The organism is Dongia sp. agr-C8 (assembly GCF_054658695.1).
Genome location: NZ_BAAGHZ010000001.1, coordinates 874,113 through 897,922 on the forward strand (window position 1 = coordinate 874,113; position 23,810 = coordinate 897,922).

A 23,810-nucleotide genomic window follows, 5' to 3' on the forward strand; every position below is an offset into this window, starting at 1 on the left:
ATCAGGACTGGGTGAGGCCCTTCATCGCGCGTTCGGCGACGTCGATCGCGCGGTCGAACACCATCTTCTTCCAGTCATCCTTGTCCGGATAGAAGGCGGCGCGGATCTGCGACTTGATCTCCTTGCCCTTGGCACTCCCGAGGTCGCCGTGGACATGCAGCCAGTTGTCGGCCCTGACCGCCAGCAGCATCTCCTCCAGCGGCAGGGTGCCGTATTCCAGGGTGACGCCGGTGACCTCCGCCTGCGGGATCGAATCGGTGATCGCGATCTGGGTGTCGCCGGTGACCACGGTGGAGGTCGAGGTGCCGTCGTCCGTCGCGGTGGCGTCGTTGAACCAGTCCTTCACCCGCGCGGTGCCCGGATCGCCGCCGAGATGGTTGCAGATGATCTCGCCATAGCCATAGGGGCCGAGGCCGGTATGGAGATCGATGAAGGCGATTTTTCGGACATGGCCCGAATGCGGCTCCAGGATCGCGCGCATCGTGCGGTTCGACCAGCCGGCCGCCTTGCCGCCGTAGAACACGCCCTCGTCGTCGAAATACTGGCCCTGGGTGATCGCCGCCTGCAGCGCCCAGGCGCCGTGCTTGCCGGCATAGGCCTGGAACTGCGCGCGGTTGCGGTTCTCGCCTTCCGGGCTCCACTCCTCCGGGCAGATCGAGTTCCTGAGCTCGCGGTAGCCCGGGTTGTCCGGTGCCGGCTTCCCGTGATCGACGAAGTTGCGGTTGAGGTCGATATTGTCCTCGGTCACGCGCCGCACCCAGGCGAAACCGTAAGGGTTGATGGCATGCACCAGCAGCACCGCGGTGTCCGGCGGCAGCTGCTTGAACATCCCGCTCTGCAGCCAGCCGGTTTGGATGCCGGACCCGCAGAAGCCCTCGGCGCCATGGGTGCCCGCCTGGGCGAAGAACAGGCGGCTGGCATCCTTCGGCCCGAGCCAGGCGGTCTCGGTGCTCAAGTCCCCGCCCTCCGGACCCTTCTCCGGATTGGCATGGCTGCCCAGCACCGCGCCCGCGGCGCCAGCGGCCTCGCGGAAACGCTGGCGGCCCTCGGCGAATGTGCCCGGGAAGAGGGCGGCGGGTGAGGAAATCTTTACGGCCATCTGCTACTCACAATTCTGCGGGACGCGCGAGATTAGGCGCTGAACCCGAATCCTGCCAAGGCTATGCTGGGGATGCCATGAGGCCTCTCTCGGGGAAAGTCCTTATTGGCGGCATGGCCGCCATCTGGTTTCTTCTCGCCGGCGCGGGAAATGCCGCGGCCGACCAGAAGGATGCGCGCCTGCCGCCCCTGTTCGAGCAGTTGAAGGCGGCGCCCGATCCGGCGGCGGCGCTGGAGATCGAAGCGAAGATCTGGACCATCTGGCTCGAGGCCAACGACCCGGCGATCGACCAGCTGATGCGCGAAGGCAACGTGGCGATGGGCACGCAGCGGTTCGGAACCGCGCTGGAGAAGTTCAATGCGATCATCGCGCAGAAGCCCGACTTCGCCGAGGGCTGGAACAAGCGGGCGACGCTCTACTACCTGATGGGCAATTACCAGCAGTCGCTCGCCGACATCGACCGCACCCTGGAGCTCGAGCCCCGGCATATCGGCGCGCTGTCGGGACTGGGGCTGGTGAACTTGAAAATGGAGCGCGAGGAGGCCGCCGCGGATGCCTTTCAGCGCGTGCTGGCGATCGATCCCATGAACGGCAGCGCCAGGAGCAATCTCGACATCGTCCAGGAAATACTGAAGAGGAAGCAGATCTGAAATGCGCAAGGCTCTTCTCGGCTCGGCCCTGCTGGCCGCTCTCGTCTCCTTCGGCTCCACGGCGGCATTCGCAGACCAGCGCGACCCCAACCTGCCGACCCTGTTCAAGTTCCTGAAGTCGGCGCAGCACAGCGACCAGGCCGGGCCGGTCGAGGACAAGATCTGGGAGATCTGGTCGATGACCGGCGATCCCAAGCTCGACCAGTTGATGGCCACCAGCTCCGAAGCGATGGAGCGGGGCGACTACAAGGGCGCGCTCCTCGACATCGACCGGATCCTGAAGGCGAAGCCGGATTTCGCCGAAGGCTGGAACAAGCGCGCGACCGTCTACTTCCTGATGGGCGACTACGAGAAGGCGATCGCGGATATCGACCGCACGCTGGAGCTGGAACCCCGGCATTTCGGCGCCCTCTCCGGCCTCGGCATGTCCAACCTGAAGCTGGGCCGCGATGCCGCGGCGGCGGACGCCTTCCGCCGCCTCCTCACCATCGACCCGCTCTACCCCAACGCCCAGCGCAACCTGAAGCTGGCGCTGGACGCGCTGAGCAAGAACTCGATCTGAGGCCGCCGCGCGTGCGCTACGCGCGTGCGATTGTCACTTCGACGCCGTGGACGGCGCTGCTTTCGGCCATGTCGGACTTTTCGCCGGGGTTGAGCGCGTTCACGTTGAGATGCCCTGCCAGCAGCTTCGGCCAGCGGCTCTTATGCGCCAGCGCCACGCCGCGCGGCACGATCTCGCCGATGTCGACGCGCATGGTGAGGCGGCCGGTCGCGTTGGAGACTGCGGCATTGTCGCCGACCTTCAGCGACAACCGCTCGGCATCGACCGGATGCAACAGGATGGTCTCCGGCCCGATCTTCTCGGCGATCTTCGCATCCTCGTGGTAGCTGCTGTTCATCAGCCAGGGCGAGGCGGGGGAGAGCATGCGGAAGCGCCCGGTCTCCGGTCGCGGATCGGCCCAGGGCTGCGGCAAGGCCGGATGTCCGTCTGCGGCGGCCCGCGCGCTCTTCAACTCGATCTTGCCGGACGGCGTCGGGAATTTGAGATCGGCGAAGGTCGGCACCGGATCCGGTGACAGCGCGACCGTGGCCTTCTCCTTCAATTCCGCGAAGCCGCTGAGCCCGGTCTGCCGCGCCAGGGTGTCGAGCATGGTGGCGTCGTCCTCATGAAGCTCCGGCTCGTCGAAGCTCATCGCCCGCGCGAGGCGGCGGAAGATCTCCTGGTTGGGCAGCGCTTCGCCGATCGGCTCGATCGCCTTCGCCTGCACGGAGAGCCCGAGGTGGAAATAGGGCGAGACGATGTCGTCGAACTCCAGGAAGCCCGCCGCCGGCAGGACGAAGTCGGCGAAATCGGTGGTGTCGGTGGCGAAGCAATCGACCGCGACATGGAAGAGATCGTCGCGCTTCAGCGCTTGGTGCAGGTCCGCCTGCCGCGGGTTGGAGGCGGCGATGTTGACGTTCCAGGTGATCAGCGCGCGCGCGTCCTCGGGCCTGCGCAGGATGTCGACCAGGTCCATATGGCTGCCGACCCGCTTCGGCTTGGCGCGCAGATGCGGCGCCTCGATATAGTCGCCGTCGAGCCCGCGCCGCGCGCCGCCGTTCAGAAACAGGAACCCGGCGCCCGGTTTCGCGAAGTCGCCTTTCAGCGCCGAAAGCATCGCCACCGCGCGGAACACGTTCCCGCCCTTGGGCTGGCGCTGCAGCCCCTGGCCCATCCAGAGCAAGGCCGGGCCGGCGCCGAAGAGGCGCGCCGCTTCCTCGATCTCGGCCACCGGCACGCCGGTGATCGGCGCCGCCCATTCCGGCGTTGAGCGCGCGATCTCCGGTTCCAGCTCCTCCCAGCCGATCGCATGCGCGCCGAGGAAGGCGCGGTCGATCTTGCCCTCGCGCCGCAGCACATGGGCGATGGCGAAGGCGAGCGCCGCATCGCTGCCGGGGAAGGGCTGCAAGTGGAGATGCGCCGCCGCCGCGGTCGGGTGCTTGACCGGATCGACCACGATCAGCTTGGCCTCGGTCTCGCGGATCCAGTGCTTGTGCTGGTGCGGCGCCGAGGCATGCGGGTTGGCGCCCCAGATCAGGATCGTCGCCGCCTGCTTGGCCAGGCGCGGGTCGAAGCCCTCGGAGCCGGTGCCGTACATATAGCCGAGCGCCGCATGGCCGGCCGCGTTGCAGATCGAATCCGGATCGACCTCGCTGGCGCCGAGCCGGTTCAGGAAGCGCTGCGGGAAGCCCCCGGCGATCAGCGAGCAGGTGCCGGTGTAATGCGTATGCCAGATGCTCTCGGCGCCTTGCGCATCGGCAATGCCCCTCAGCCGCGCCGCGATGTCGGCGATGGCATATTCCCATGTGACCGGCTCGAAACGCGCCTCGCCCTTCAGCCCGACCCGTTTCAGGGGCCGGGTCAGCCGAATGCTGGGATCGAGCCAGGCGCCGTTATAGGCGATCGCGCATTTGCCGCAGAGCGCACCCCGGCTCACCGGATGGTCGGGATCGCCCAGCACCTTGATCTTGCCGTCTTCGCGCTTGGCGACGGCGATGCCGCAGGCGTCGTAGCAGTCGCGCGGGCAGGTGGTGCGAATGATTTGCGTCGGCGGCATCGGCGGGGCTCGCGGCGGGTTGTTCAGGCGGCCGCGCCAGAGTAAAAGATCGGGGACGAATTCACAATCCGCGGGAGCCGGCCATGCAGGGCGACAAGAAGGTCATCGAGCATCTGAACATCGTGCTCAAGAACGAGCTCACCGCCATCAACCAGTATTTCCTCCATGCCCGCATGCTGAAGAACTGGGGCCTGAAGAAGCTCGGCGAGCACGAATATCACGAGTCGATTGACGAGATGAAGCATGCCGACAAGGTGATCGAGCGCATCCTGTTCCTCGACGGCCTCCCCAACCTGCAGGATCTCGGCAAGCTGATGATCGGCGAGAACGTGCAGGAGATGCTCGAATGCGACCTGAAGCTCGAGATGGCCGCGCATAAGGATCTCAAGGCCGCGATCGTCCATTGCGAGAAGGTCGAGGACTTCGTCTCCCGCGAGATCTTCACCGACATCCTGGAATCCGAGGAAGAGCACATCGATTGGCTGGAGACCAATCTCGGCCTGATCAAGCTCATGGGCCTGCAGAACTTCATCCAGTCGTCGTCGGAAGTCGGCGAGAAGAGCTGACGTCTCCCTCCGGCGGGAGTTCGGCGCTCCCACATACTGGTTCGTCATCCCGGGACTTGGTCCCGGGATCCACGCCTTCCTTCCTTCGAGCCCCAAGGCGTGGATCCCGGCGCCCAGTGCCGGGATGACGGAAGAGCGGTAGTCGGGCGTGAACAATCCGTTTCCGTCCCGCCCCCTTTACCAATCCGCTCTTTGACCCCAAATCTCCGTCCATCAGAACGGGCCCCCATCGGTGCCCGCGCACGGAGTATCCGATCATGATCGACGTCAGACCCTTCAACTCGCTCGGCGGCGCCAACCATGGCTGGCTGGACGCCAAGCATCATTTCTCCTTCGCCAGCTACTATGACCCCGACCGCATGGGCTGGGGCGCGCTGCGGGTCTGGAACGACGACACGATCGCCGCCGACAGCGGATTCCCGCCGCATCCCCATGCCGACATGGAGATCATCACCTATGTCCGCGAGGGTGCCATCACCCATGAGGACAACCAGGGCAACCGCGGCCGCACCGAGGCCGGCGATGTCCAGGTGATGAGCGCCGGCACCGGCATCCGCCATTCGGAATACAACCTCGAATCCGAGGCGACCCGGATCTTCCAGATCTGGATCATCCCGAATGCGCGGGGCGGCAAGCCGAGCTGGGGCTCGAAGCCCTTCCCGAAGGACGACCGTTCGGGCCGCTTCGTGACGCTCGCGAGCGGCATCGAGGGCGACGGCGACGCCTTGCCGATCCGCACCGACGCCCGCGTGCTGGGCGCCAACCTGAAGGCCGGCGAGACGGCCGAATACCAGCTCGGCGGCCGGCGCCACGCCTATCTCGTGCCGGCCAAGGGCAAGGTCGAAGTCAACGGCGTCGCCCTCGCCGCCCGCGACGGCGCCGCGATCACCGAGGTGGAGACGATCCGCGTCACCGCGGTCGAAGACGCCGAAGTCGTGATGGTGGACGCGGCCTGAGCTGGCAGCGAGCCTGCGGCACCCCCTCCCAACCCTCCCCCGAAGACGGGGGAGGGCTTTCTTGTCGGCGCAGCTCTACTCCTCCCCCGTCTTCGGGGGAGGTGGGAGGGGGTGCGACTGAAGACTCTTTGACGGGAGAAAGAACTACCGCGTCGGCCGCTTGATGCCGAACCAGGTGAGCACGGCGGCCCAGCGCGACAGCGGAACGGAGCGCCAGATGACCATCGGCTATTCCGCCGCCTTGCGCAGGGTGCGGGGGCTGCCGTGGACGTCGTCCACGATGTCCTGCGCCATGTCGAGGCAGCAGCCGCAACGCGGCGCCGCTCCCAGGGCCTGGTAGACCGCGTAGGCGTCCTCATGCCCGGTTTCCCGGGCCTTGGCCTCGATCTCGGCCGTGCGATAGGCGTTGCAGATGCAAACGATCATGGGGAAACCTTAACGACAACTCAGAATGATTGTCAATTGCACGTCGTGCCGCAGGCGCCCGATTTCAAGCCCGGAAAGCCGCGGTTTTCCGCCATTTGACGGATTCGTGAGACCGATTGGTGACGGAACGCACCCAACCGGTGGCCCCGCTTGACCGACTCCTCTCATCCCGGTCAATTGGGCCGGGGAACAAAGGGACGGGCTTGATCATGAATGACCGCAGCTATCTGCAGCTGATCCTGGACAAGGGTTTCGGCTGGATGCTGGTCACCCAGTTTCTGGGGGCGCTGAACGACAACGTCTACCGCTTCATCGTCACCTTCTACGTGATCGCCCAGCGGCCTGACCAGGCCGAAGTCTACACCGCCTATATCGCGGCCCTCTTCGTGCTGCCCTACCTGATGTTCTCCGGCTACGCCGGCCAGCTCGCCGACAACTTCCCCAAGCGCACGGTGCTGATCGCCAGCAAGAGCGTCGAGATCCTGGCGATGGTGATCGGCCTCGTCGCCTTCCTGACCGGCAGCATCCCGCTGATGCTGGTGGTGATGTTCCTGATGGCGACGCATTCCGCCTTCTTCTCGCCGGCGAAATACTCCTGCCTGCCGGAGCTGCTCCCGAACCAGGATCTCTCGCGCGGCAATGCGCTGATCGAGATGAGCACCTTCCTGGCGATCATCATCGGCACGGCGGGCGGCGGCGCGCTCTATCAGTTCTTCGGCGCGCATCCCTGGCTGCTCGGCGGGGTCACCATCGGCATCGCGATCCTCGGCACCCTGGCGAGTTTCGGCATCGGCCGCACGCCGGCGCCGAAGCAGCGCAAGCCGTTCCGCCTCAATCCGGTGATCGACAGCGCCGTCGCGATCCGCGAGGTGAAGCGCAACCGCCGCCTCTGGCTGACGGTGCTCGGCATCTGCTGGTTCTGGTTCCTGGGCTCGCTGCTGCAGATCTCGATGCCGGTCTACGGCAAGCATGTGCTCGAGATCTCCGAAAGCGCCACCAGCTGGCTCTGGGTGGCGGTGGCGATCGGCATCGCCATCGGCAGCGTCGCCGCCGGGCGCCTCTCCGGGCACAAGGTCGAGCTCGGCCTGGTGCCGATCGGCTCGATCGGCATGGGCATCACCTCGCTGTTCCTGGTGACCGCGCACACCTTTTGGGGCGCGATCACCTGCCTTTCGCTGCTCGGCTTCTTCGCCGGCTTCTATTCGGTGCCGCTGAACGCGATGCTGCAGCAGAAATCGGAGGCGGATACGCGCGGCCGGGTGATCGCCGCCAACAACGTGCTGAACTTCCTGGCGATCCTGCTCGCGGCCGGCGCCAGCGCCCTGCTCGGCGGCGTCGTGCATATGCGCCCCGACCAGATCATCTTCGTGTCGGGCATCGCCACCTTCTGCGTGACCGCCTATCTCATGATCCTGCTGCCGGATTTCATGATCCGCTTCTCGCTCTGGCTGATCACCCACACCATCTACCGGATCAATATCGTCAACCCGCAGAATGTGCCGCTGAACGGACCGGCCTTGCTGGTCTGCAACCATCTCTCCTTCGTGGACGGCTTGCTGGTCGGCGCCTCGATCCAGCGCTTCGTGCGCTTCATGGTCTATGCGCCCTTCTTCAAGCTGCCGGGCTTGGGATGGCTGTTCAAGCAGATGCGCGCGATCCCGACCGGCGGCGGCCGCGACGGCATCGCCGCGATCCGCCGCGCCCGCGAGGAGCTTGAGGCCGGCCACAGCGTCTGCATCTTCGCCGAGGGCGCCATCAGCCGCACCGGCAACATGCTGCCGTTCAAGCGCGGCTTCGAGAAGATCGTGCAGGATCTCGACGTGCCGGTCATTCCGGTGCATCTCGACCAGGTCTGGGGCTCGATCTTCAGCTTCAAGGACGGCAAGTTCTTCTGGAAATGGCCGAAGCGCTTCTTCTATCCGGTCACCATCACCTTCGGCAGTCCACTTCCTTCGACCACGCGGGCCTGGGAGCTGCGGACCAGGCTGCTGGAGCTCGGCGCCGAGGCCTTCGATCACCGCCGCACCAACCGCGATCTAGTCCCGGTCCGCGTCATCCGCACGGCGAAAGCCAACTGGTTCCGCTTCTCGATGGCGGATTCGCTCGGCCGCGAACTCAGCTTCGGGGCCGTGCTGACCGCCTCGTTGATGCTCAGCCGCTGGTTCAAGCGCGAGCGGGCGGGGGAGCAGCGGGTCGGCGTGCTGCTGCCGGCCTCGGTCGGCGGTGCGTTGGTCAACAACGGGCTGATGCTGGCGGGCAGGACGCCGATCAACCTCAACTTCACCATCGGCGCCGAGGCGATGGAAGCGGCGATCCAGAAGTCCGGCATCAAGACCATCATCGCCTCCAAGGCCTTCCTGGCCAAGGCGAAGCTGGAAGCGCGGCCGGAGATGATCTTCGTCGAGGACATGCTCGGCGGCTTCGGCAAGGCCGAGCGCGCGCTCACTTACTTGAAGGCGCTGCTGACGCCGGCCGGCTTGCTCTGCCGCATGACCGTGCCGCCGGGCGATCCGTTCAAGGATCTCGCCACCATCATGTTCTCCTCGGGCTCGACCGGCGAGCCCAAGGGCGTGATGCTGTCGCACCACAACGTGATCTCCAACCTCGAGGCGATCGGCCAGATCCTCGGCGCGTCGCGCGACGACCGCGTGATGGGCGTGCTGCCCTTCTTCCATGCCTTCGGTTTCACCGGCACGCTGTTCATGCCACTGGTGCTCGGCCTCGGCGCCGTCTACCACCCGAACCCGCTCGACGCGAAGTCGATCGGCGGCATGATCAGGAAATACAAGGCGACCCTGCTCATCTCGACGCCGACCTTCAGCCAGTCCTACTACCGCGCCTGCGCGCCGGAGGACCTGGCAACGCTGCGCCATGTCGTGGTCGGCGCGGAACGGCTGCGGCCGGAATTCGGCGCGCAGTTCAAGGAGAAGTTCGGCATCCAGCTCCTCGAGGGCTATGGCGCGACCGAGATGGGCCCGGTAGTCGCCGTCAACGTCCCCGACGTCCTCGAGGGTCCGGACCGCCAGATCGGCACCAAGTCGGGCACCGTGGGACATCCGATCCCCGGCGTCGCCGCCAAGGTGGTCGATCCCGAGAACGGCGAGGCGAGGAAGGAAGGCGAGGAGGGGCTGCTGCTCCTCAAAGGCCCCGGCCGCATGGTCGGCTATCTCGCCGAACCCGACCGCACCGCGCAGGTCTTGCGCGACGAATGGTACGTGACCGGCGACATCGCCATCATCGACGAGGACGGCTTCATCAAGATCACCGACCGGCTGTCGCGCTTCTCCAAGGTCGGCGGCGAGATGGTGCCGCATCTGAAGATCGAGGAGGCGATGCTTCGGATCCCCGGCATCGGCGCCGCAGCCGTGGTCGCGGTGCCGGATGAAGATCGCGGCGAGCGCCTGTTCGGCCTTTATGTCGCCGACGAGACGATGGGCGCGGAGCTGGTCTGGAAGGGTCTCTCCGACAGCGGCCTGCCGAAGCTCTGGATCCCGAAGCAGAAGGATCTCCGCCGCATCGACGAGCTGCCGACGCTCGGCACCGGCAAGCTCGACATGCGTCGGCTGAAGGAAACCGCCAAGGTGATGGCGGCGGCCGGGTAGTGCCGGCTTCGCACGGTCTCAGTTAACGATGGGCCGTGTGCCACTTCACTCTGCCGCCAGCCGCGCCGCTTCATGCCGCTTCAAATAGGCGTTCTGGTCGTGCATCAGCGCGCCCTCGGGCAGGGCGTCCCAAAGCGGTCCCATCTGGCGGCGGATCCGGTTGCGGTAGAAATCCGGCAATACCGACGTCTCGCCGGCGAAGAATCCGCGCACGCTCGGATCGTTAACCAGCATGCGGCGGATCTTGCCCTGGAACTTCGCGCGGCCCGAGGATGAGGCGCGGACGAAGTTCATCGCCTTGGCGGAGAGCCCGCGATTGGCGTTGAAGCGCCGCCACAGCTGCGAACGCGAATGCGCATAAAGCGTCAGGTCCTCGGCGAGGCCGTAGAACTCGGCCCAGTCGTAATGCAGCGGCCGCACGTTCATGGCGTGGTTGCTGTCGAGGAAATGGTGCGGGAAAGGCAGCACCCGTCCGGCGCGCTGGAAGTCGAGGTTGAGCGGCGCCGCCGCGCCGTAGCAGGTCAGCAGCGAGAAGGCGGGATAGGCGCCCGGCGCCAGGTCGATGAAGCGCTTGGTGAGCTCGAACGGCTCTTCGCCGCTGTCGCAGTCGAGTCCCAGCACGAAGTTGGTCTGCACCGTCGGGATGTAGCGCAGGATCGTGTTCACGTGCTCGGCGACCTGACGGACCTTGTCGATGCCGGTCGCCTTGCCGGTCTTCGACTTGTTGCCGAGCTCGTACCAGGATTCGATCCCCGGCAGGATGCCGACGAAGCCGTTGCGCTGCATCCGCTGCAGGTTCGGCTCCGAAAGCAGCGACAGGCTGCTTTCCGCGATGAAGCGCATGCGCCCATGCGGCACCACGTCCTCGATCGCGGTCATGTAATCGTTGAAGCGGACGCCGAAATTGGGGTCGTGCCAGGCGACGATCGGCCGCCGCATCTTCCCTTGCAGGAACTTGAGGTCGGCGCGAATCCGGTCGAAGGAGAGCGGCTGGTAGTCGACCACGGAATCGATGCAGAAGCTGCAGGTATAGGGACAGCCCATGCTGCCGAGCATCGGCACGAACTTGATCAGCGGCGCCTTGTCGAGCGTCGCGGCGACGAATTTCCAGCGCTCTTCCAGCAGCGGCAGCTCGGTCGGCTGCCGCGCGGCGCTGACGAAGCGGCCGACCGGGCGGTGCGGCGCGGCTTCGTGGAGAATTTCGTCCAGCACGGCCTTGTCGGTGAAGCCGAGGACGTAGTCGAAATAGAGCGCGGCATCTTCCGGATAGCAGCGCGCATGCGGGCCGCCGAGCACGGTCACGGCGCCGCGCCGGCGATAGAGGTTGCTGATTGCGTAAGCGGTCTGCGCCGAGCGGCTGAACGAACCGACGAACAGCACGTCGCATTCGTGGCCGAGCATCTCGTCGATGTCCTCGAAGCCGGTGTAGCAGATGTAGCGGACGTCGTGGCCGAGCTGCTCGCACCAGGTCGCGATCACCTGCGGCATCAGGCTCGCCGTGTTGGCGTTCATGAGCCGGCGAAACTTGCTCCGTGTCGGTCCCTTGCTGACGAGGTCGATAACAGTGATACGGAGCTTGCGCGGGGTCAAAACGCCTCCTTGGATTGCCCACCACAAATAGGGCGCAGCCGCTGGGCGGAGTGTGGCAGCGGCGGGTGCGGGCGGAAGTTCAAAATTATACAGTGGAAACAAAAGGCCGACGGACCATGAGCGCCTATCTGGGTGGGCACAAGCTCAAATCAATTGAATTCCGTTCATTTTCGGAGAAAAGCCAGGTTTCTCTCGATTTGGGCCGCCATGGCGCGACAGTTTGTCGTAAGGCGTGGGTCGGCGGCGGCGGCGGCGAATGACAGCAAGACCATGCGGCCTTCCGTGATCACGAGCCCGGTGGCATCGACTCCGGTCAGCAGGAAGAACACCGTCGCGGTCGGATGGCCGCGGAAATCGACCTTCGACGCCGCGCCGAGCGGCTGCAGGTCCGCGGCGCGCGCACGCAATCCGGTCTCTTCTTCGAGCTCACGCAACGCACAGTCGATCGCGGACTCGCCGGGCTCCGCCGCGCCGCCGAAAGAAGTGATCATGCCGGGATAGTGGATGTCCGGCTTGTCGTCGCGGAGCTGCAGCAGCAGCCGGCGATCCGGCGTCAGCAGGAAGACGCCCGCCGCGGCATGGGTGTGATAGTCGTCGAACCAGAATGCGGGATCGCTCACGCCGCGAGCTTGCCCCGCAGCCGTTCGATGAAGGCCTCGCATTGCGCGATCTGGGCGAGGTCGACGAACTCGTCGGGCTTGTGCGCCTGCTCGATCGAGCCCGGGCCGCAGACCACGGTCGGGATGTCGATCTCCTGGATCAGCCCGCCCTCGGTGCCGAAGGCGATCTTGGTGGTGCCGTTGGCCTGGGTCAGGTTCTTCGCCAAGGTGGTGATCTCGGCATCCTCCGGCGTGTCGAGGCCGGGGAAGGCGGAGATCTGCTCGAAGCCGAAGCCGGTTTCCGGGGCGATCTTCTTCATCTCCGGCGTGAGCTCGGTCTCGACATAGCGCTTGAACTCGGCATAGAGCGCTTCCGGATCCTGCACTGGCAGATGCCGGAACTCGAAGGCGAAGGTGCAATCCTTCGGCACGATGTTCAGAGCGGTGCCGCCCTGGATCGTGCCGGTATGCACTGTCGTATGCGGCACGTCGTAATCATGGTCGAACGGCCCCTCGGCCGCGAAGCGGCGGCCCATGCTGCGGAGATGCGCGATCGCCAGCGCCGCATATTCCACCGCGTTGACGCCCTTCGGCGCCAGCGAGGAATGACATTCCTTGCCGTGGACATGGGCGCGCATGCTCTTCTTGCCCTTATGCGCGATCGCGACCTGCATCAGGGTCGGCTCGCCGATGATGCAGCCTTTTGGCTTGATGGGCAGGTCCTTGATCACCGAGAGGGCACGGCGCACGCCGAGGCAGCCGACCTCCTCGTCGAAGGAGAACAGCAGATGCAGCGGGGTGGCGAGGCTGGTCTTGGAGAATTGCGGCACCGCTGCGAGCACGCAGCCGAGGAAGCCCTTCATGTCGCAGGCGCCGCGGCCGTAGAGCTTGCCGTCCTTCTCGGTCAGCGCCCAGGGATCGCTGCTCCAGTTCTGCCCGTCGATCGGCACCACGTCGGTATGGCCGGAGAGGCAGATACCGGGCTTGTCGTCGGCGCCGATCGTGCCATAGAGATTGGCCTTCTTGCCGGTCTCGTCGGGGATGAGCGTGGTCTGGACGTCATGCGCGTCGAGATAGTCGCGCACGAAGTCGATCAGCTCCAGGTTGGAGTTCCGGCTGGTGGTGTCGAAGGCGATCAGCTTGCGGGTGAGATCGAGGCTCTGCGGAAGCGCCGCCACGGGTTGACCTGCTTTCTGTTGACGTTTGTTGGCGTTCAGCATAGCGGTTGGCAACTCGATATCAACCCACCCCTCGGTCGTCATCCATTGGCAAGCACCGACAGCAGGCGCATCCGCTTCCTCCCCGGCGTCCTGGTCCGCACCGCTCCGGCCGGCGCGGCCTTGCCCCTGGTGGTGGATTCCCCCCACAGCGGACGGGCCTATCCGGAGGATTTCGGCCATGCCGCGCCCCTGGCTTTGCTGCGCCGGGCCGAGGACGCCTTCGTCGATGACCTTTACGAGAACGCGCCGCGACACGGCGCCGGCTTCCTGAAGGCGCTGTTCCCACGGAGTTACGTCGATCCCAACCGCCACGAAGGCGAGATCGATCCCGCGATGCTGGAGGGCGATTGGCCTTCCCCGATCGATCCCAGCGAGCGCACCGAGATGGGCCTCGGCCTGATCCGCCGCCTCATCCGCGGCAATGTCCCGGTCTATGACCGTAAGCTCCCGGTCGCCGAGATCGCGGCGCGGATCGCGCGCTTCCACCGGCCCTATCACGACGAGCTCGAAGCCATGCTCGCCGAGTTGCATGCACGTTTCGGCGGCGTCTGGCACATCAACGCCCATTCCATGAAGGCGCTCGGGCGCAAGCAGGGCAAGCCGATCCCGCGCGACGATTTCGTGCTCGGCGATCTCGAGGGCGAGAGCTGCGATCCGGACTTCACCGCCTTCGTCGCCGAGACCTTGCAGGGCTACGGCTACACCGTGCGCATCAACCATCCGTTTAGGGGTGCCGCCCTGGTGCAGCGCTTCGGCCGCCCGCGGGAAGGCCGGCACAGCCTGCAGATCGAGGTCAACCGCGGCCTCTACATGGACGAAGAGAAGATCGAGAAGACCGCCGGCTTCGACGCCCTGCAGCGCGACATCGACCGCCTGCTGGCGGCGGTCGCGGGCTTCGTTGCGCAGCAAATCAGCGGCTTTCCGGAGGTCCAGGACGGCGAGTAGCCAGCCAACCGCGGATCGGCTATTCCTGGCGCGAAATCTCAGGGGCCCTTCCGCGTCATGTCCGGCGTTTCCGCCATCTCGGTTCTCAGGAACCGGAACTTCTTTCTCTACACGCTGAACTCGCTCTTGGCCTCCTTCGGCGCGGAGATCCTGATCGTCGCGATCGGCTGGCGGGTCTACGAGATCTCGCGCGATCCCTTCGATCTGGCACTGGTCGGCCTCGCGCAATTCCTGCCGCATATGCTGCTGGTTCTGGTGACCGGCACGGTCGCGGACCGGTTCCCGCGTCGCCGCATCCTGATGTTCTGCATGCTGGCGGAGCTGGTCTTCACCCTCGGCATCTTCGCGGTCGCGACCCGCGAGCTCAGCCACACCTGGCCGATCCTGCTGCTGGTCTCCGGTCTCGCGATCGGCCGCGCCTTCTTCGGCCCGGCGGCGCTGGCACTCGCGCCCACCTTGGTCGAGCGCGCGCAGATCCCCTCGGCAATCGCTTGTTCGACCGCGGCCTGGCAGCTCTCCTCGATCGCCGGGCCGGCGCTCGGCGGCGTGCTCTACGGCTTCGCACCCTCGGCCGCCTATTCGGTGGCACTTATCATGGCGCTGGTCGGCACTTTCGCGGTGGTCGCCATCCGCAATGTGGAAGCGCCGCAGGCCCGCGAGGTCGGCGCCTGGGATTCGCTGATCGGCGGCTTCGCCTTCATGCGCCGCGAGAAGGTGGTGCTGGGCGCCTCGACGCTCGACCTGTTCGCCGTGCTGCTCGGCAGCGCCACCGCGCTGCTGCCGGTCTTCGCCCATGACATCCTGGTGACCGGTCCCTGGGGCCTTGGCCTGCTGCGCGCCGGCGTCGGCATCGGCGCGCTGGCCATGGCGCTGTTCCTCGGCGCCAAGCCGATCCGCCGCCATGCCGGCGTGATCATGTTCGCGACCGTCGCCGTGTTCGGCCTCGGCACCGTCGTCTTTGGCCTCTCGCATTCGATCGGCGTCTCGGTCGGCGCGCTGATTGTCATGGGCGCCAGCGACATGATCAGCGTCTATATCCGCGAGGTCCTGGTCCAGCTCTGGACCCCGGACTCGCTCCGGGGCCGGGTCAACGCTGTCTACATGCTGGCGATCAGCGCCTCGAACGAGCTCGGCGCCTTCCGCGCCGGCATGTCGGCCTCGATCTTCGGCGCGATCCCGGCGGTGGTGATCGGCGGCATCTGCATTCTCGCGGTCGCCCTGCTCTGGGCGATCTGGTTCCCGGCCCTGCGCAAAGCCGACGACCTGACCGCGGTCGAGGCGCTGGAGCCGGAAAGATCAGGCGGGAGCTAGACCCCAAGCGTCATTGCCGGGCTTGACCCGGCAATCTGGTGCAAGACGGAAACAGATGCCCGGGTCCCGTCCGCGGGGCTCGGGCATGACGATGAATTTCAAGCCATGAACTGCTCGCGCAGGATCCGTTCCTCGAGGTGATGCTCGGGGTCGAACAGCAGGTTCAAGGTGATGTTGCGGTCCTCGCGGATCTTCACCTCGGCGACGTCGCGGACCTCGGCGAAGTCGGCGGTGGCGGAAACCGGGCGGCGCTGCGGCTCGCGGATGATGAAGCGCACGTTCGCCGTCCGCGGCAGGATGGCGCCGCGCCAGCGCCGCGGCCGGAAGGCGCTGATCGGCGTCAGCGCGAGCGCGCCCGAACCGATCGGCAGGATCGGCCCATGGACCGAGAGGTTGTAGGCGGTGCTGCCGGCCGGCGTCGCCACCATGACGCCGTCGCAGATCAATTCGGAGATACGTTCGACGCCGTCCACCTTGATGGTGATCTTCGCCGCCTGGGCGAGCTCGCGCAGCAGCGAGACCTCGTTGATCGCGAGCCGCACCTGCTCGCTGCCGTCGGTGGTCTTGGCCCGCATCTCCAGGGGATGCAGGGTGACCAGCTGCGCGCGCTCCAGCCGCTCCACCAGGTCGTCGGTGCTGTAGCGGTTCATGAGAAACCCGACGGTGCCGCAATTCATGCCGAAGATGCTGACCTGCCGGCCCATGTGCCGGTGCAGGGTCTCCAGCATGGTGCCGTCGCCGCCCAGCACGACCAGGATCTCGGCATGCACCGGATCGGCCTCGCCGTAGCGGGACTTCAGCTCCGCCAGCGCGGCCTGGGCCTCGGCGCTGGGGGCCGCGACGAAAGCGAAAGTGGGTTTTGCCATGTGCGGATGAAGAATATGGGAGGCGGTTGCAGGGTTGCCGGCGAGTATAGCCACGCCGGCACTGTCTGGAAACAACATGACAGGCCGTGGGTCTCGGCCGAAAGTCCAATCTCTCCTTGCAAACAGGGGGCAGCCGCCGCACTCTAACGCCCTGGATTCTTGGGGGTTCGAATGCGTCGCCTGTCTCGCTGGTCCGTCGCGGGTTCTCTGGCGTTCGGCCTCCTCACGCTGGGCATTCTGTCCGGAGCCGCGACCGCGCAGGACAACGTCTCCTTCAGCCAGGAACCGGCCGAGGAGCCGTCGCTGCACGAGGGCTATTACTATCCGAAGCCGCAGACCCTCGAGCATTACGTCTCGCGCACCATCACGCTCGGCGAAAGCGACAAGGTTCGCCGCCAGGCCTTCATCATCGGCATGACCAAGCAATTGCTGGACGGAAAATACGCGCCGAGCTTCGCCATCTTCGCCAAGGGCGGCCAGTCGGAGAAGCTGATCATCGTCGGCATGATCGACGGCCAGCTGAACACCATCTACCGGGCCCGCGCGCTGCTCGCGCAGCTGACGGCGGTCGCCCGCGCGACGCCGTTCTTCCAGCAGAACACCCAGCCCGAGGAATCCACTTTCTTCGATTTCATGAAGCTGCTCGGCTTCCGCCAGGTCACCATCACCGACGGGCGGGATTTCGCACACCAGGTCATCGTGGATTGATGGGGGTCGATTGAGGGCCCGCGACACCCGTTTCGCCATCGAGCTGCGGCGCGGCCGCGCCGATGATGCGCTGACCATCGCACGCCTGTTCCGCGACACCGTCCATGCCGTCAACCGCCAGGACTATTCCGAGGCCCATCTCGACGCCTGGGCGCCCTATCAGGTCGACCTCGAGCATTGGCGCGGGGTGATCGACGCCAGCTATTTCATGGTCGCCGTTTCGGGCGGCATGGTGGTCGGCTTCGCCAATCTCGACGGTGACGACTACGTGGACCAGCTGTTCGTCCACAAGGATCTCTTGCGCAAGCGCATCGCGACGAGGCTAATGGAGGAGATCGAGCGCGAGGCGAAGCGCCGCGGCGCCGCCCGGCTCTGGACCCAGTCCAGCATCACCGCGCGGAAATTCTTCGAGCGCCTCGGCTTCGCCACCTTGCAGGCGCAGCGCATCACCTATAACGGCCAGATCTTCGACAACTTCTCGATGGAGAAGCGGCTGAGATAGGGCGGCGCGAGATGCCCGGTCCCCGTCCGCGAATGCGGACATTCGTCCGCTGGGCCCGGGGCATGACGGCCTAATTAAACCGCGTCATCCGCGGGCTTGACCCGCGGATCTGCCTGCGGGTGAGTCTCAGCCGCCCGTCACGCTCATATGCCGGCCGACCGCGGGGCCCTGGTGGCGGCGGTCGATCATGAAATCATGGCCCTTCGGCTTGCGGCCGATGGCCTCTTCGATGGCGGCGATCAGCGGTTCGTCGCTTTCGCTGGCCCGCAGCGGCGCGCGGAGATCGGCGCTGTCTTCCTGGCCGAGGCACATATAGAGCATGCCGGTGCAGGTGACACGCACCCGGTTGCAGGATTCGCAGAAGTTGTGAGTCAGCGGCGTGATGAAGCCGACCCGCTGCCCGGTCTCTTTCAGCCGCACATAGCGCGCCGGCCCGCCGGTGCGCTCCGTCGTCTCTTCCAAGGTCCAGCGCCGCGCCATGTTCGCGCGCAGCAGCGAGATCGGCATATATTGGTCGAGCCGGTTCTCGCCGCCGATATCGCCCATCGGCATCACCTCGATGAAGGTGAGGTCGTGGCCCTCGCGGCCGGCCCATTCGACCAGGGTATCGACCTCGTCGTCGTTCACGCCCTTCAAGGCGACGGTGTTGATCTTGACCTTGAGCCCCGCTTCCTTCGCCGCGCGCACGCCGTCCAGCACGGTGTCGAGCTTGCCCCAGCGGGTGATCTCGGTGAACTTCCTCGGGTCCAGCGTGTCGATCGAGACATTGACCCGCTTCACGCCGAGCGACGCCAGTTCGTCGGCATGCTTGCCGAGCTGGCTGCCGTTGGTGGTGACGGTCAGCTCCTCGAGCGCGCCGCTCTTCAGGTGCCGCGAGAGCGCGCGGAACAACTCCATCACGTTCTTGCGCACCAGCGGCTCGCCACCGGTCAGCCGCAGCTTCCTGACGCCGAGGCCGATGAAGGCACCGCACAGGCGATCCAGTTCCTCCAGCGACAGGACCTCGGCCTTCGGCAGGAAGGTCATATGCTCCGCCATGCAGTAGACGCAGCGGAAGTCGCAGCGGTCGGTGACCGAGACGCGGAGATAGGAGATCTTGCGGCCGAACGGGTCGATCATGGGATTGCTTGTGCCAGGCAGACGTCAGCGCCCCTAATATAAGGGCGGGGCCGATGGTTTTCACAGGATATTTCGCCCCGCTTTCAGCCCCGCATCATCTGGGGCAAATTCGCTTGATCGGGCGCCAGCCATCCGCACAATGCCCACCGCATAAGCCCCTAGTGACCGTCCGGGAAATCATGGCCGTATCGCAAATCACCACGCCAACCGCCGCCAAACCGCCGCTGGAGGCGGGCGATATCGCCCCGGCCTTCCGCCTGGCGGCTTTGACCGGGGAGAGCATCGACCCCGCCAGCGACCTGGTCGCGGGCAAGCCGCTCCTGCTCCTGTTCCGGACCGGCGATGCTTTGCCGCAGGACTTGGCAGCCTTGATCGCCGCGGTGAAGGCCGCCGAGGGCCGCGCCGTGCTCGCGACCAATCTCGGCGAGAATGCGACGCTCGACGGCTTCGAATCCGCCGCCGATGCCGAGGGCGCGGTGCGATCGCTGTTCGGCGCCGCGGGGCAGACGCGCCTGGTGCTGATCGCGCCCAACCGCCACATCGCCTATATCGGCGCCGATGCCGCGGCGGCGCAGGCGGCGCTGGCCAGGATCGCCGCGACCCGCGCCGCGGTCGCCATGACGTCGCATCCGCCGGTGCTGATCGTGCCCGACGTGCTCTCGCCCGCCGACTGCCGGAAGCTGATCAACATCTTCGCCATGCAGGGCCAGACCTATGTCGAGCCGGGCCACGGCACGCTGCCGCCGGGCAATGCCGACTACAAGCAAAAGATCCCGGAATACGGCCGCAAGGACCGGGTCGATCACTGGATCCGCCAGCCGGAGACCAATGCCTTCATCGACGACCGCATCAACCGGCGTCTCATTCCGGAGATCCAGAAGTCGTTCCAGTACAAGATCACCCGGCGCGAGGCCTATCGCATCGGCTGCTACGAGGGCGAGCGCGGCGGCGAGCTGCACGGCCATCGCGACAACACCAAGCCGATGGTGGCGCATCGCCGCTTCGCCTGCTCGATCAATTTGAACACCGAGCAGTTCGAGGGCGGCGAGCTCCGCTATCCGGAATTCGGCAACCAGCTCTACCGGCCGGAGACCGGCGCCGCCATCACCTTCTCCTGCTCGCTGCTGCACGAGCCGATGCATGTGACCAGGGGCCGGCGCTTCGTCCTGCTCGCCTTCCTCTACGGCGAGACCTGATCCATCCCTTTTACCGGGAGGCAGAGATGCAGCAGCAGATTTCGGTGGTGACGCTCGGTGTCGCGGATCTGGCGCGCTCGCGCCGCTTCTATGTCGAGGGCTCGTTGCACAAGCGTCATTGCCGGGCTTGACCCGGCAATCTGGTGCCTGGCGGAACGAGATGCCCCGATCAAGTCCGGACATGACGGGTTAGAACAGCTCAATCTTCCTCTATGACCCTGAGCCAGGGCCAGCGCGCGACATAGCTTTGCGCCTTCTCGCGAAATCGCCCGAGATCGTCGCGCCGGAATTCGGTGGGGCGGAGCTCGCCGCGTCGCGTCTCCTCGATGCCATAGGGCGCGATCAGCCGCAGCGCGCCATCGACCTGCGGCATCAGGCCGATGCAGGTCGAGCGCGCCAGGAAGCGCGCGATTCCATCCTCGACCCTCTGCAGCGCCGGATAATCGCCGCCGCCGAAGCGCTTCTGGTACCAGAGGTGCACCCGCGCCTGGTTCTTCACGTCGACCAGCACGTCGAGATCGGCGAACAGGGCGGCGGCGCGCCGGATGACCGCATCTTCCGCCTCATACGAAAGGTCGCCGGCGTCGAAATAGAAGATGTCGTAATCCTTGACGCCCTCCGCGACCGGCCGGTCGGAGAGCGCATTCCAGAAGGCCTGGTAGACCGAGCCCGCGACCAGGCAGGCATCGGGCGCGCCCAGCATCGGCAGGCGTTCCAGGATCTTGCGGTTGATCGGGTTGGCCAACGCGGCGGTGATCAGGTCCATGCGGTCCCGGGCAAGCTGAAGACTCCCAGGCTCAAAACTCGAGCTTGGGCACGAACAGGCACTGTACCGGCCCTTCCATCGGCGCGCCGGTCAGGTTGCCCTTGACCCGGCACCACCACATCCTGCGGTCGCGCGACCAGTAGGTATGCGGGTCGCCCATCTTGAAGCGCTGACGGGTGGCCGGCACGAACCAGCTGTCGCCCTCGAGCTGCACCGCGCCTTCCGGCACCACGGCGCATTCCTTCGGGCCGCAGCACCAGGCAATCGCCGGATCGCGCATGATCCATTCGGCTTCGCCATGAATCGGGGTCGGCTCCAGGCCGAGCGAGAGATGCGCCAGCGCGACAGCCATTGCAATCGAAAGCACCGGGGCGCCTCCTGCGGATCTGGAGCGTTCATCCTAGAACGAACCCGACCGGCTGGAAACGCCCCGGTTGACTGGCGAATCGCGACCTTAGAACGGGAACAGGATGTCGTAGACCTGCTGGCCGTAGCGCGGCTGCTGGACGTCGGAGAGGGTGCCCTTGCCGCCATAGGCGATCCGGGCCTCGGCGATCTGGTCGTAGTTGACCTCGTTCGCGGTCGAGATGTCGGTCGGGCGGATGATGCCCTTCACGTTCAATTCGCGGAGCTCGTAGTTCACCCGGACCTGCTGGGTGGCGTTCAAGACCATGTTGCCGTTCGGCAGCACCTGGGTGATGACCGCGGCGACCCGCAGGTTGACCGCCTCGGCGCGATCGACCGTGCCCTTGCCGCTCTGGTCGGTGGTGCTGTCGGTGTTGATCAGGTCGGCCGGATCGGTCGCGTCGGTGAACACCTGGTTGGCGTATTTCTCGTAGCCGAGCAGGGCGGAGGCCTGCGCGTTGTTGCTGCCGTCGCGGTTCTGCGTGGTCTCGTTGTCGAGCTTGGCGGAATCGTCGATCTTGATCACCACGGTCAGGATGTCGCCCACCTTGCTGGCGCGCTGGTCGGCGAAGAAGGTGCGGCTGCCCTGGCGCCACAGCGAGTTCGCCTGGCGGACGTCGGTCATCGGCGCCGGCATCGGCATGGTGACCGGATTGTAGTCGGCCTGCGCGTTCGGGTTCTCGATCGGGTCGATCGTCGGCTCCTTGCCGACGTCGGCGATGCGCTGGAGCATGTTGCCGCAGCCGCCGAGCGAGACCGAGGCCGCGGCCAGGATCAGGGCAAGCGGCAGGACGCGCTTCACGGGTTTCGGCTTGCTGCGCCCCACCGGGTTCAACGGGGTCGCGCGCTTGGTGCGGGTGGCGGTCATTGCGCCTCTCCTCAATTCAGGGCCATGGCGCCGGTGACCGGGATCGCGACGGTCGTCGCGTCCTTCACCACGCCGGTCAGGGTCTTGTTGCTCATCGTGTTGACCACGCGGATCGGCTGGCCGACCGCCGCATCCTCGAGCGCGCGGCCTTGCGCGGTCAGGGTCATGTTCTCGGTCTGCACCATCAGAGTGATCATGCTGCCGCGGTGGATGGTGGGCGCCATGGCGACGTCGCTCATGCGCAGCATCTGGCCGGAGCGCAGGGGCCGGCGCGCCGTCATGCCGACCAGTTGCTTCGGGTCGGTCACCGCGTTGCCGGCGACCCGGTCGATGCGCACCGCCATCCAGTCGAGGTCGGGCAGCTGGATCACTTCGCCCGGCGCCACCGAACGCGCCAGCACCGGAAGCTGCACGGTCTCGTGGACGCTGCCGGCGACCGTGCGGTTGATCAGGGCCGGGCCGGAGGCGGGGACGACCAGCTGCACGGCGAAGCGCCGCGAGGCGGGGTCGAAACGGACGTTCTGCACCGCGAGGGTCGGCTCGACGCTGGTCGGCAGCACCAGGTTGGTGTCGCCGACGTCGAAGGCGAGCTCGATCTCCTTGTCGGTGCCGAGCGTGTCGCGCAGCGCGTCCTTGACCTGCTGCGTCACCTGGGCGGGATCGATCTGCTGCGACGCGCGCGCGACCAGCACCCGCTGGTACTTGCTGGCCGGCGCCCAGTCGAGCGAATAGGCGCGGATCAGCGACCTGAGGAAGCGGTTGTCGAGCACGATGGTCTGGCCGGGCAGCGGCGCCTGGGCGACCGGAGAATCGCCGAGCGAGATCGGCTGCTCGAACAGATCGCCGAGCCGCACCACGTCGTCGTTGACCGTCACGCTTTCCTTGAGCGTGAGCCCGTTCTGGGCCGCGGCGGTGCCGCCGTCGATTTCCGGGGCGATCTCTTCGGCGCCGGCCGGCAGCGAGAACACCAGCCAGGCCGACAGCGCCGCGGTCAGGATCAGGAATGCAAAGCGGATCATGGCTGCCTCACCGGATCGAGGTGATCGTGCCCATCATCGAATCCGAGGCCTGGATGACCTTGGAATTGATTTCATAGGCACGCTGGGCGGTGATGAGATCGGTCATCTCGGACACCATGTTGACGTTCGACTGCTCCAGGAAGAACTGCTGCAGCTGGCCGAAGCCGATGTCGCCGGGATTGCCGACGGTGGGGGCGCCGGAAGCCTCGGTCTCGACCAGCAGGTTGTCGCCGTTGGACTGCAGGCCCGGCTCGTTGATGAAATTCGCGAGCTGGAGCTGGCCCAGCAACTGCTGGTTCACCTGGCCCGGGATGGTGGCCTGGACCTGGCCGTCAGCGTTGATGGTGAGCGTGGTGGCGTTGGCCGGGACGGTGATCGCCGGCTGCACCTGGAAGCCGTCGGCGGTCACGATGATGCCGGTATTGTCCAGCTTCAGCGCGCCGTCGCGGGTATAGGCGGTGGTGCCGTCCGGCAGAGTGACCTGCAGGAAGCCGCGGCCCTTGATCGCGATGTCGAGCTGGTTGTTGGTCGCGATCAGCGAGCCCTGCTCGCTGATGCGATAGACCGCGACCGGCTTCACGCCGAGGCCGACCTGGACGCCCGCCGGCACGATCGTGCCGGTGTCGGAGGACTGGGTGCCGACGCGGCGGTATTCCTGGTACAGGAGGTCGGAGAATTCCGCCCGGCTCCGCTTGAACCCGGTGGTCGTGACGTTCGCGATGTTGTTCGCGATCACGTCGATATTGAGCTGCTGGGCGGCCATGCCGGTCGAGGCGGTGAACAGGGAGCGCATGATGAAG

Annotated in this window: 23 protein-coding genes; 10 read left to right on the forward strand and 13 right to left on the reverse strand. The window is 66.2% G+C overall.

The genetic code is table 11. The annotated features are described in order from the left end of the window. Nucleotide 1: 1 nt before the first annotated feature. A complete protein-coding gene (locus ACYQ4T_RS03980) occupies nt 2-1,099 on the reverse strand; it encodes a M14 family metallopeptidase (protein WP_459850982.1) in 1,098 nt (365 codons plus the stop codon). Between the two features lie 113 nt (nt 1,100-1,212). On the opposite strand from ACYQ4T_RS03980, the gene ACYQ4T_RS03985 reads away from it, so the two are divergent. Both ACYQ4T_RS03985 and ACYQ4T_RS03990 read left to right on the forward strand, forming a co-directional pair. After that, the gene (locus ACYQ4T_RS03985) at nt 1,213-1,749 is read left to right on the forward strand and encodes a tetratricopeptide repeat protein (RefSeq protein WP_459850983.1); all 537 of its coding nucleotides are present in this window, start codon (nt 1,213-1,215) and stop codon (nt 1,747-1,749) included. A gap of 1 nt (nt 1,750) precedes the next feature. Continuing rightward, nucleotides 1,751-2,311 carry a tetratricopeptide repeat protein gene (locus ACYQ4T_RS03990; protein ID WP_459850984.1) on the forward strand — a complete coding sequence of 187 codons (561 nt, stop codon included), beginning with the start codon at nt 1,751-1,753 and terminating at the stop codon, nt 2,309-2,311. 16 nt (nt 2,312-2,327) lie between these two features. Here ACYQ4T_RS03990 and ACYQ4T_RS03995 read toward each other — a convergent pair whose 3' ends face one another. After that, the gene (locus ACYQ4T_RS03995) at nt 2,328-4,346 is read right to left on the reverse strand and encodes a molybdopterin-containing oxidoreductase family protein (protein WP_459850985.1); all 2,019 of its coding nucleotides are present in this window, start codon (nt 4,344-4,346) and stop codon (nt 2,328-2,330) included. Nucleotides 4,347-4,429: 83 nt separating this feature from the next. Here ACYQ4T_RS03995 and bfr point away from each other — a divergent pair, with 83 nt between their 5' ends. Together bfr and ACYQ4T_RS04005 are read left to right on the forward strand one after the other, a co-directional pair. Next, nucleotides 4,430-4,912 carry a bacterioferritin gene (gene bfr / locus ACYQ4T_RS04000; protein ID WP_459850986.1) on the forward strand — a complete coding sequence of 161 codons (483 nt, stop codon included), beginning with the start codon at nt 4,430-4,432 and terminating at the stop codon, nt 4,910-4,912. A 257-nt stretch (nt 4,913-5,169) separates the two neighbouring features. Further along, nucleotides 5,170-5,868, forward strand: coding sequence for a pirin family protein (locus ACYQ4T_RS04005; protein WP_459850987.1), 699 nt, complete (start codon nt 5,170-5,172; stop codon nt 5,866-5,868). Nucleotides 5,869-6,096: 228 nt separating this feature from the next. On the opposite strand, the gene ACYQ4T_RS04010 is transcribed toward ACYQ4T_RS04005, so the two are convergent. Beyond that, entirely contained in the window at nt 6,097-6,294 is a 198-nt protein-coding gene (locus ACYQ4T_RS04010) for a (2Fe-2S)-binding protein (RefSeq protein WP_459850988.1), read from the reverse strand. A gap of 209 nt (nt 6,295-6,503) precedes the next feature. Between ACYQ4T_RS04010 and ACYQ4T_RS04015 the strand changes: the two genes are divergently transcribed. Then, nucleotides 6,504-9,896 (forward strand): acyl-[ACP]--phospholipid O-acyltransferase, encoded by a 3,393-nt coding sequence (locus ACYQ4T_RS04015; RefSeq protein ID WP_459850989.1) that lies wholly within the window; start codon nt 6,504-6,506, stop codon nt 9,894-9,896. A gap of 45 nt (nt 9,897-9,941) precedes the next feature. Here ACYQ4T_RS04015 and ACYQ4T_RS04020 read toward each other — a convergent pair whose 3' ends face one another. The 3 genes from ACYQ4T_RS04020 to argE form a co-directional block, all read right to left on the reverse strand. After that, on the reverse strand, nt 9,942-11,408 hold the full coding sequence (locus ACYQ4T_RS04020) for a B12-binding domain-containing radical SAM protein (RefSeq protein WP_459850990.1): 1,467 nt from the start codon (nt 11,406-11,408) through the stop codon (nt 9,942-9,944). 242 nt (nt 11,409-11,650) lie between these two features. Further along, nucleotides 11,651-12,106 carry an NUDIX domain-containing protein gene (locus ACYQ4T_RS04025; protein ID WP_459850991.1) on the reverse strand — a complete coding sequence of 152 codons (456 nt, stop codon included), beginning with the start codon at nt 12,104-12,106 and terminating at the stop codon, nt 11,651-11,653. After that, nucleotides 12,103-13,263, reverse strand: a complete 1,161-nt coding sequence (gene argE, locus ACYQ4T_RS04030) for an acetylornithine deacetylase (RefSeq protein ID WP_459850992.1) — start codon at nt 13,261-13,263, stop codon at nt 12,103-12,105. Before argE ends, ACYQ4T_RS04025 begins: the two co-directional genes overlap by 4 nt. An 87-nt stretch (nt 13,264-13,350) precedes the next feature. Between argE and ACYQ4T_RS04035 the strand changes: the two genes are divergently transcribed. Continuing rightward, complete coding sequence (locus ACYQ4T_RS04035) at nt 13,351-14,250, forward strand: N-formylglutamate amidohydrolase (protein WP_459850993.1); 900 nt, start codon at nt 13,351-13,353, stop codon at nt 14,248-14,250. Nucleotides 14,251-14,307: 57 nt separating this feature from the next. Further along, complete coding sequence (locus tag ACYQ4T_RS04040; protein WP_459850994.1) at nt 14,308-15,561, forward strand: MFS transporter; 1,254 nt, start codon at nt 14,308-14,310, stop codon at nt 15,559-15,561. Between the two features lie 98 nt (nt 15,562-15,659). Here ACYQ4T_RS04040 and ACYQ4T_RS04045 read toward each other — a convergent pair whose 3' ends face one another. After that, a complete protein-coding gene (locus ACYQ4T_RS04045; RefSeq protein WP_395017806.1) occupies nt 15,660-16,427 on the reverse strand; it encodes an NAD kinase in 768 nt (255 codons plus the stop codon). A gap of 171 nt (nt 16,428-16,598) precedes the next feature. Here ACYQ4T_RS04045 and ACYQ4T_RS04050 point away from each other — a divergent pair, with 171 nt between their 5' ends. Both ACYQ4T_RS04050 and ACYQ4T_RS04055 read left to right on the forward strand, forming a co-directional pair. Further along, entirely contained in the window at nt 16,599-17,135 is a 537-nt protein-coding gene (locus tag ACYQ4T_RS04050) for a molybdopterin-guanine dinucleotide biosynthesis protein A (RefSeq protein WP_459850995.1), read from the forward strand. A gap of 10 nt (nt 17,136-17,145) precedes the next feature. Next, nucleotides 17,146-17,637, forward strand: coding sequence for a GNAT family N-acetyltransferase (locus ACYQ4T_RS04055; RefSeq protein WP_459850996.1), 492 nt, complete (start codon nt 17,146-17,148; stop codon nt 17,635-17,637). A 126-nt stretch (nt 17,638-17,763) separates the two neighbouring features. Here ACYQ4T_RS04055 and moaA read toward each other — a convergent pair whose 3' ends face one another. Then, complete coding sequence (gene moaA, locus ACYQ4T_RS04060) at nt 17,764-18,756, reverse strand: GTP 3',8-cyclase MoaA (RefSeq protein WP_459850997.1); 993 nt, start codon at nt 18,754-18,756, stop codon at nt 17,764-17,766. A gap of 179 nt (nt 18,757-18,935) precedes the next feature. On the opposite strand from moaA, the gene ACYQ4T_RS04065 reads away from it, so the two are divergent. Then, nucleotides 18,936-19,952, forward strand: coding sequence for a 2OG-Fe(II) oxygenase family protein (locus tag ACYQ4T_RS04065; protein WP_459850998.1), 1,017 nt, complete (start codon nt 18,936-18,938; stop codon nt 19,950-19,952). Nucleotides 19,953-20,151: 199 nt separating this feature from the next. On the opposite strand, the gene ACYQ4T_RS04070 is transcribed toward ACYQ4T_RS04065, so the two are convergent. From ACYQ4T_RS04070 to flgG, 5 genes are all read right to left on the reverse strand, one after another. Then, nucleotides 20,152-20,718 carry a nucleotidyltransferase family protein gene (locus tag ACYQ4T_RS04070; RefSeq protein WP_459850999.1) on the reverse strand — a complete coding sequence of 189 codons (567 nt, stop codon included), beginning with the start codon at nt 20,716-20,718 and terminating at the stop codon, nt 20,152-20,154. A gap of 31 nt (nt 20,719-20,749) precedes the next feature. Next, nucleotides 20,750-21,085: a hypothetical protein gene (locus ACYQ4T_RS04075; protein ID WP_459851000.1), complete on the reverse strand. Its 336-nt coding sequence runs from the start codon at nt 21,083-21,085 to the stop codon at nt 20,750-20,752. Nucleotides 21,086-21,172: 87 nt separating this feature from the next. After that, nucleotides 21,173-21,991, reverse strand: coding sequence for a flagellar basal body L-ring protein FlgH (gene flgH / locus ACYQ4T_RS04080; RefSeq protein ID WP_459851001.1), 819 nt, complete (start codon nt 21,989-21,991; stop codon nt 21,173-21,175). An 11-nt stretch (nt 21,992-22,002) separates the two neighbouring features. After that, on the reverse strand, nt 22,003-23,010 hold the full coding sequence (gene flgA / locus ACYQ4T_RS04085) for a flagellar basal body P-ring formation chaperone FlgA (protein WP_459851002.1): 1,008 nt from the start codon (nt 23,008-23,010) through the stop codon (nt 22,003-22,005). Nucleotides 23,011-23,017: 7 nt separating this feature from the next. Next, nucleotides 23,018-23,803 (reverse strand): flagellar basal-body rod protein FlgG, encoded by a 786-nt coding sequence (gene flgG, locus ACYQ4T_RS04090; protein ID WP_459851003.1) that lies wholly within the window; start codon nt 23,801-23,803, stop codon nt 23,018-23,020. Nucleotides 23,804-23,810: the final 7 nt, after the last annotated feature.

Excerpts from the sequence above, each read along its gene's own strand:
- flgA (WP_459851002.1), bottom strand. The coding sequence starts at position 23,010 with ATGATCCGCTTTGCATTCCTGATCCTGACCGCGGCGCTGTCGGCCTGG.
- ACYQ4T_RS04050 (WP_459850995.1), top strand. The coding sequence starts at position 16,599 with ATGCGTCGCCTGTCTCGCTGGTCCGTCGCGGGTTCTCTGGCGTTCGGC.
- ACYQ4T_RS03990 (WP_459850984.1), top strand. The coding sequence starts at position 1,751 with ATGCGCAAGGCTCTTCTCGGCTCGGCCCTGCTGGCCGCTCTCGTCTCC.
- ACYQ4T_RS04010 (WP_459850988.1), bottom strand. The coding sequence starts at position 6,294 with ATGATCGTTTGCATCTGCAACGCCTATCGCACGGCCGAGATCGAGGCC.
- ACYQ4T_RS04005 (WP_459850987.1), top strand. The coding sequence starts at position 5,170 with ATGATCGACGTCAGACCCTTCAACTCGCTCGGCGGCGCCAACCATGGC.
- ACYQ4T_RS04065 (WP_459850998.1), top strand. The coding sequence starts at position 18,936 with ATGGCCGTATCGCAAATCACCACGCCAACCGCCGCCAAACCGCCGCTG.
- ACYQ4T_RS04045 (WP_395017806.1), bottom strand. The coding sequence starts at position 16,427 with ATGGCAAAACCCACTTTCGCTTTCGTCGCGGCCCCCAGCGCCGAGGCC.
- ACYQ4T_RS04020 (WP_459850990.1), bottom strand. The coding sequence starts at position 11,408 with ATGAACGCCAACACGGCGAGCCTGATGCCGCAGGTGATCGCGACCTGG.
- ACYQ4T_RS03995 (WP_459850985.1), bottom strand. The coding sequence starts at position 4,346 with ATGCCGCCGACGCAAATCATTCGCACCACCTGCCCGCGCGACTGCTAC.
- ACYQ4T_RS04070 (WP_459850999.1), bottom strand. The coding sequence starts at position 20,718 with ATGGACCTGATCACCGCCGCGTTGGCCAACCCGATCAACCGCAAGATC.
- ACYQ4T_RS04040 (WP_459850994.1), top strand. The coding sequence starts at position 14,308 with ATGTCCGGCGTTTCCGCCATCTCGGTTCTCAGGAACCGGAACTTCTTT.
- ACYQ4T_RS03980 (WP_459850982.1), bottom strand. The coding sequence starts at position 1,099 with ATGGCCGTAAAGATTTCCTCACCCGCCGCCCTCTTCCCGGGCACATTC.
- ACYQ4T_RS03985 (WP_459850983.1), top strand. The coding sequence starts at position 1,213 with ATGGCCGCCATCTGGTTTCTTCTCGCCGGCGCGGGAAATGCCGCGGCC.
- bfr (WP_459850986.1), top strand. The coding sequence starts at position 4,430 with ATGCAGGGCGACAAGAAGGTCATCGAGCATCTGAACATCGTGCTCAAG.
- flgG (WP_459851003.1), bottom strand. The coding sequence starts at position 23,803 with ATGCGCTCCCTGTTCACCGCCTCGACCGGCATGGCCGCCCAGCAGCTC.
- ACYQ4T_RS04015 (WP_459850989.1), top strand. The coding sequence starts at position 6,504 with ATGAATGACCGCAGCTATCTGCAGCTGATCCTGGACAAGGGTTTCGGC.
- moaA (WP_459850997.1), bottom strand. The coding sequence starts at position 18,756 with ATGATCGACCCGTTCGGCCGCAAGATCTCCTATCTCCGCGTCTCGGTC.
- flgH (WP_459851001.1), bottom strand. The coding sequence starts at position 21,991 with ATGACCGCCACCCGCACCAAGCGCGCGACCCCGTTGAACCCGGTGGGG.